This is a genomic window from Microbacterium sp. USHLN186, from assembly GCF_037145155.1.
Lineage (GTDB): Bacteria > Actinomycetota > Actinomycetes > Actinomycetales > Microbacteriaceae > Microbacterium.
The window spans coordinates 145,523-151,904 of the sequence record NZ_JBBCYA010000007.1 but is presented as its reverse complement, the minus strand read 5'-3'; the positions used below and the strand labels follow the sequence as shown (position 1 = coordinate 151,904).

The following is a 6,382-nucleotide window of genomic DNA, read 5'->3' as shown; positions in this document are numbered from 1 at the left end:
ATAGCGTGAGGGAAACGCCCGGTCACATTCCGAACCCGGAAGCTAAGCCTCACAGCGCCGATGGTACTGCAGGGGGGACCCTGTGGGAGAGTAGGACACCGCCGGACTTCTTCTGTGAAAGAGCCACCCATGGTCGGGTGGCTCTTTCGCGTTAACGCGCACAACGCGCACGCCGTGGCGCCCCGCGAGATACCTCAGCGTTCGCCGAATCCCAGCCGGCTCTGCAGCGTCCGCGCCGCCTCGAGTACTCGCGAGCCGTGCTCGCCGGTCGACTCACCCTCCCAGGTGACGGCGACGGCCGCCGCGGGCCAGCCCGCATGATCGCGCACCACCGCCGCGACGGAGCGGAACCCGGAGGTCACCTCTCCGTCCTCGGTCGCGACCCCGGTGCGGCGCACCTGTCGCAGCACCTCGCGCAGCTCGGCCGGCCGGGCCGGACCGCGCCCGGTGCGGTCGGTGAACGACGAGGCATCCGGATACAGCGCGCGCACCTGCGCGGCGGGGAGGGCGGCGAGCATCGCCCGTCCTGTGGCCGTCAGGTGCGCCGGCAGACGCACCCCGACGTCGGTGACGAGCGCGGGCCGGCGGGCCGCGCGTTCCTCGACGATGTAGAGCACATCCCTGCCGCTCATCACGGCGAGGTGCGCGCTCTCGCCCACGCGGTCGGCAAGCGCGGCCAGCACCGGACGCCCCAGACGCGCGAGCGGCTCCTGACGGGCGTACCCGCCGGCCAGCTCGAACGCGCTCGTGCCCAGGCCCCAGCGCCGCTCCTGCGCGAGATGCACCACGAAGCCGTGCTGCTCGAGGGTCGCGAGCAGGTGATAGACGGTGGAGCGGGGGATGCCCAGCTCGCGGGCGAGGGCGGTCGCCGCGATCGGAGTGGCGCGTCCGGCCAGATGCCGCAGGATACGCAGCGTCTGATCCGCCGCCGGCACCTGCGGCCGCGGTGGGTAATCGGCGACTTCGTCTGGGATCACAGACACAGTCTGGCATGCGCGCCCCCACGTGCTAGGCGCGCAGTGTGGAATCGAATCATGCCGTACTCCGCAGCCGTCGTCATCGGCGCCGCCCCGTTGTCCCCCGCCGCCGTCGTCGATGTCGCCCGAGGCGGAGCCCAGGTGCAGATCGCCGACGCCGCCCGTGTGCGCGTGGCCACCGCCCGGCGCGTCATCGATGGAATGGCCGCCGATCCGCATCCGCACTACGGCGTCTCCACCGGCTTCGGGGCGCTGGCGACGACCTTCATCGCGCCCGAGCGGCGCCGGCAGCTGCAGCTCAGCCTCATCCGCTCGCACGCCGCGGGCACCGGGGCCGAGGTCGAGACCGAGGTGGTGCGTGCGCTGCAGCTGCTGCGGCTGCAGACGCTGGCATCCGGTCACACCGGAGTGCGTCCGGTCGTCGTCGACACGTACGCGGCGATGCTCAACGCCGGCATCACCCCGGTGGTGCGCGAGTACGGCTCGCTCGGCTGCTCGGGCGATCTCGCTCCGCTCGCGCACGTCGCGCTCGCGGCGATGGGGGAGGGCGAGGTGCGGGTGCGCACCGCTGACGGCGGGGTCGGCGAACGGATGCCGGCGGCCGACGCCCTCGCCGCGGCATCCATCGATCCGCTCGTGCTCGTCGAGAAGGAGGGACTCGCGCTCATCAACGGCACCGACGGCATGCTCGGGATGCTGCTGCTCGCGCTGCACGACCTCGACACCCTCATCGGCACGGCCGACCTCGCCGCGGCGATGTCGATCGAGTCCCAGCTGGGAACAGACGCCGTATTCGCCGCCGACCTGATGGCGCTGCGCCCCCAGCTCGGGCAGGACGCGTCAGCCGCGAACCTGCGCGCCTTCCTGGGCGACTCGCCCATGGTGCTCAGCCATAAGGGGCCCGAGGACGGCCGGGTGCAGGACGCCTACTCGCTGCGCTGCTCGCCGCAGGTGCACGGCGCGGCACGCGACACGATGACCCATGCGGCCACGATCGCCGAGCGCGAACTGGCATCCGTCGTCGACAACCCCGTCGTGACCAGTGACGGGCGCATCGAATCCAACGGCAACTTCCACGGCGCCCCGGTCGCCGCCGTGCTCGACTTCCTGGCCATCTCGGTGGCCGATGTCGCGTCGGTCTCGGAGCGGCGCACCGACCGCGCGCTCGACCCTGCTCGCAGCCACGGGCTGCCGCCGTTCCTCGCGCACGAGGTCGGGGTGGATTCCGGGATGATGATCGCGCAGTACGCCGCGGCGGGGATCGTCTCCGAGCTGAAGCGGCTGGCCGTGCCGGCATCCGTCGACTCCATCCCCTCCTCGGCCATGCAGGAGGACCACGTCTCGATGGGCTGGGCGGCGGCGCGCAAGCTGCGCCGCGCGATCGACGGCCTCGCCCGCGTGCTGGCGATCGAGATCCTCACCGGCGCACGCGCGCTCGACCTGCGCGCACCGCTGCAGGCGGGTGCGGCGACCGGGGCCGTTCGCGACCTCGTGCGCACCGTGGCCGCCGGTCCCGGACCCGACCACTTCCTCTCACCCGACATGGAGGCGGTGACCGAGCTCGTCCGCTCGGGCGCCGTCCTCCGCACTGCGAAGGAGCATGCGAATGTCTGACACCACCCGAACAGTCCGCGCCCCGCGCGGCAACAAGCGCACCGCGAAGAGCTGGGGTGCCGAGGCGGCCAAGCGGATGCTGATGAACAACCTCGACCCCGAGGTGGCCGAGCACCCCGAGGACCTCGTCGTCTACGGCGGCACGGGGCGCGCTGCACGCAGCTGGGAGGCTTACGACGCGATCGTGCGCACCCTCGACGAACTGGAGCCCGACGAGACGCTGCTCGTGCAGTCCGGAAAGCCGGTCGGCGTGTTCCGCACCCATGAATGGGCGCCGCGCGTGCTGATCGCGAACTCCAACCTCGTCGGCGACTGGGCCAATTGGCCGGAATTCCGCCGCCTCGAGGCGCTGGGCCTCACGATGTATGGGCAGATGACCGCCGGATCGTGGATCTACATCGGCACGCAGGGGATCCTGCAGGGCACCTACGAGACGTTCGCCGCGGTCGCCCGCTCGCTCGGCCGGGACTCCCTGCGCGGCACCCTCACCCTCACCGCCGGGGCCGGCGGCATGGGCGGCGCCCAGCCGCTCGCGGTCACCCTCAACGACGGCGTCGTGCTGATCGTCGACGTCGACGAGTCGCGACTGTCGCGCCGCGTCGACCACGGCTACCTCGACGAGTACACCACCGACCTCGACACCGCCGTCGCGCGGGTGGTCGCGGCGCGATCAGCGGGAGAGGCGCTCTCGGTGGGGGTGGTCGGCAACGCCGCCGAGGTGTTCGTCGAGCTGAAGCGTCGGCAGGATGCCGGCGAGCTGACGATCGACATCGTCACCGACCAGACCAGCGCGCACGACCCGCTCGCGTACCTGCCGGTCGGCGTCGCGGTGGCGGACTGGAAGAGCGAGGCCGCCCGCGATCCTGAGGAGTTCACTCGCCGGGCACGGGAGTCGATGGCCGCGCACGTCGCCGCCATGGTCGCGTTCCAGGATGCCGGCGCCGCCGTGTTCGACTACGGCAACTCCATCCGCGCGGAAGCGCAGCTGGGCGGCTGCGAGCGCGCCTTCGAGTTCCCCGGATTCGTGCCGGCGTACATCCGGCCGCAGTTCGAGGAGGGCCGCGGTCCCTTCCGCTGGGCCGCGCTCTCGGGCGACCCCGAGGACATCCGCAAGACCGACCGTGCGATCGCCGAGCTGTTCCCCGACGACACGGCGCTGCACCGCTGGCTGGAGCGGGCGGGGGAGAAGGTGCATTTCGAGGGCCTGCCCGCGAGGATCTGCTGGCTCGGCTACCAGGAGCGTCACCTGGCCGGACTGAAATTCAACGAGATGGTCGCCTCCGGCGAGCTCTCCGCCCCCATCGTCATCGGCCGCGACCACCTCGACTCGGGTTCCGTCGCGTCGCCCTACCGTGAGACCGAGGCCATGAAGGACGGCTCGGACGCCATCGCCGACTGGCCGCTGCTGAACGCCCTGCTGAACACGGCATCCGGCGCCAGCTGGGTCTCGCTGCACCACGGCGGCGGCGTGGGCATCGGCCGCTCCATCCACGCCGGCCAGGTCACCGTCGCCGACGGTTCCGAGCTGGCAGCGCAGAAGCTCGAGCGGGTGCTGACCAACGACCCGGGCACCGGCGTCATGCGCCACGTCGACGCGGGCTACGAGCACGCTCGGGACGTCGCCCGCGAACGCGGACTGAAGGTGCCGATGCTGTGACCGCCACGCTCATCACGAACATCGGGGAGCTGACGACGAACGTCGGCGCGCTCCGCGACGCGACCGTGCTCATCGAGGACGGGCTGATCTCGTGGGTCGGTCCTTCGGCAGGCTCCGCAGCCGAGAGCGGCTCGGGGAGCCCGCCGATGCCGGCCGCGGACGAGATCGTCGATGCGGGCGGCCGAGCGGTCATACCCGGCTTCGTCGACAGCCACAGCCACATCGTGTTCGGCGGCGACCGGGCTGCCGAGTTCGAGGCGCGCATGGCCGGACAGAAGTACGCCGCGGGCGGCATCCGCTCCACCGTCGCCGCCACTCGCGAGGCGAGTGACGACGAGCTTCGCGCCCGGGTGCGCGGCTTCGTCGACGAGATGCTGGCGCAGGGCACCACGACTGTGGAGATGAAGAGCGGGTACGGCCTGGACGTCGAGACCGAGCAGCGTCTCGTGCGTCTCGCTGCGGAGGTGACCGAGGAGGTCACCTATCTCGGCGCGCACGTCGTGCCCGTCGAGTACGCCGACCGCGGCGACGACTACGTCGATCTCGTGGTCGGCGAGATGCTGGACGCATGCGCGCCGCACGCGAAGTGGATCGACGTGTTCTGCGAGACCGGCGCGTTCAGCATCACGCAGTCGCGGCGCGTGCTCGAGGCGGGCATCGCGCGCGGGCTGAAGCCGCGGGTGCACGCCAGCCAGCTCGGACCCGGCGACGGTGTGCAGCTGGCCATCGAGCTCGGGGCGGCGTCCGTCGATCACGGCACCTACCTCACCGACGATGACGTCGCAGCGCTCGCCGCATCCGACACCGTGCTCACGCTGCTGCCCGGGGTCGAGTTCTCCACCCGCCAGCCGTACCCCGATGCGCGTCGCCTGATCGACGCCGGCGTGACGGTCGCCATCGCCTGCGACACGAATCCCGGCTCGAGCTTCACCTCGTCGATGCCGTTCTGCATCGCGCTCGCCGTGCGCGAGATGGGCATGACACCGGCCGAGGCGGTCTGGGCCGCGACCGCCGGGGGAGCGGCGGCGCTGCAGCGCTCGGACATCGGCGTGATCGCACCCGGTCGGCGCGCGGACCTCGTGCTGCTGGATGCGCCGACGCACGTGCACCTCGCGTACCGGCCGGGGGTGCCGCTCGTGCAGCGGGTGTGGAAGGACGGCGTGTCCGTCTGGCGGAAGGGATGAGAATGGCACTCTCGCACGACGAGCTCTGGCCGCGCAGCGGATCCTGGCCGGCGCCGACGGCGGGGGAGAGGGCGGATGCTGCGCTGATCGGCATCCCGACCTGGCGCACCTCGCTCTCGCCGACCGGCGCGCACGCGACGCCTGCCGCGATCCGCGATGCGCTGCCGCGTTACAGCGCCACGCTGATGGGTCCGCCGGTCATCGACCTGAATCAGGCGCTGCGGGTCGTCGACGCCGGCGACGTGCGCGAGCCCGATGGGGACGAGGGGACCGAGCGCGCTGTCGAGCGGGTGCGCGAGCTCGCCGAGCAGACGCGGCTCGTGATCGCACTCGGCGGCGACAACTCGCTCACCTATCCGGCCGCCCGCGGTGCGGGAGCCGATGGCCTCATCACGCTGGATGCGCACTTCGACCTGCGCGACGGCGTCTCGAACGGCTCGCCGGTGCGGCGGCTCATCGCGGACGCGCCCGATGGCGAGCGCATCGACCCGACGCGCATCGTGCAGATCGGCATCGCCGACTTCGCGAACTCCGCCGCGTACGCGCGGCGCGCCGTCGACTTCGGCATCCGGGCGATCACGCTCGACGAGGTGCGCGAGAAGGGCATCCCGGCGGTGGTGGCAGAGGCGCTGCGCATCGCCGGTGCAGGGTCGCGCATCCACCTCGACATCGACGTCGACGTGGTCGATCGCGCGGTCGCTCCCGGCTGCCCGGCGAGCGTTCCCGGCGGACTCGCCGCCTGGGAGCTGCGCGCTCTCGTGCGCGCCATCGCGACGGACCCGAAGGTGGTCAGCGCCGACATCGCCGAGGTCGACGCGACAGCGGACGCCGACGACGCGCGCACGGTGCGTCTTGCCGCGCTGTGCGTGCTGGAGCTGCTGGCCGGCCTCGCCACGCGCTGAGCAGCGGCGGTCCGGTCGTGAGAAACCACATCCTGCAGGAGAAACCAC

At 72.0% G+C, this 6,382-nt stretch carries 5 protein-coding genes and 1 rRNA gene; 5 read left to right on the top strand and 1 reads right to left on the bottom strand.

Translation table 11 applies throughout. From position 1 onward, the window contains the following. Positions 1 to 107, top strand: a 5S ribosomal RNA gene (gene rrf / locus WFG93_RS13540); the annotation flags it as partial. Positions 108 to 194: 87 nt separating this feature from the next. Here the strand turns inward: rrf and WFG93_RS13535 are convergent. After that, positions 195 to 977 carry an IclR family transcriptional regulator gene (locus tag WFG93_RS13535; RefSeq protein ID WP_336646866.1) on the bottom strand — a complete coding sequence of 261 codons (783 nt, stop codon included), beginning with the start codon at positions 975 to 977 and terminating at the stop codon, positions 195 to 197. Between the two features lie 57 nt (positions 978 to 1,034). On the opposite strand from WFG93_RS13535, the gene hutH reads away from it, so the two are divergent. Genes hutH through WFG93_RS13515 form a run of 4 tightly spaced genes read left to right on the top strand, consistent with a single transcriptional unit; the run spans position 1,035 to position 6,334 of the window. Continuing rightward, the gene (gene hutH, locus WFG93_RS13530) at positions 1,035 to 2,591 is read left to right on the top strand and encodes a histidine ammonia-lyase (protein ID WP_336646865.1); all 1,557 of its coding nucleotides are present in this window, start codon (positions 1,035 to 1,037) and stop codon (positions 2,589 to 2,591) included. Beyond that, a complete protein-coding gene (gene hutU / locus WFG93_RS13525) occupies positions 2,578 to 4,248 on the top strand; it encodes a urocanate hydratase (protein ID WP_336646864.1) in 1,671 nt (556 codons plus the stop codon). Before hutH ends, hutU begins: the two co-directional genes overlap by 14 nt. Continuing rightward, on the top strand, positions 4,245 to 5,432 hold the full coding sequence (gene hutI, locus WFG93_RS13520) for an imidazolonepropionase (RefSeq protein ID WP_336646863.1): 1,188 nt from the start codon (positions 4,245 to 4,247) through the stop codon (positions 5,430 to 5,432). The genes hutU and hutI overlap by 4 nt, the downstream gene beginning before the upstream one ends. Beyond that, on the top strand, positions 5,429 to 6,334 hold the full coding sequence (locus WFG93_RS13515; protein ID WP_336646862.1) for an agmatinase family protein: 906 nt from the start codon (positions 5,429 to 5,431) through the stop codon (positions 6,332 to 6,334). The genes hutI and WFG93_RS13515 overlap by 4 nt, the downstream gene beginning before the upstream one ends. The last annotated feature ends 48 nt before the right edge of the window (positions 6,335 to 6,382 follow it).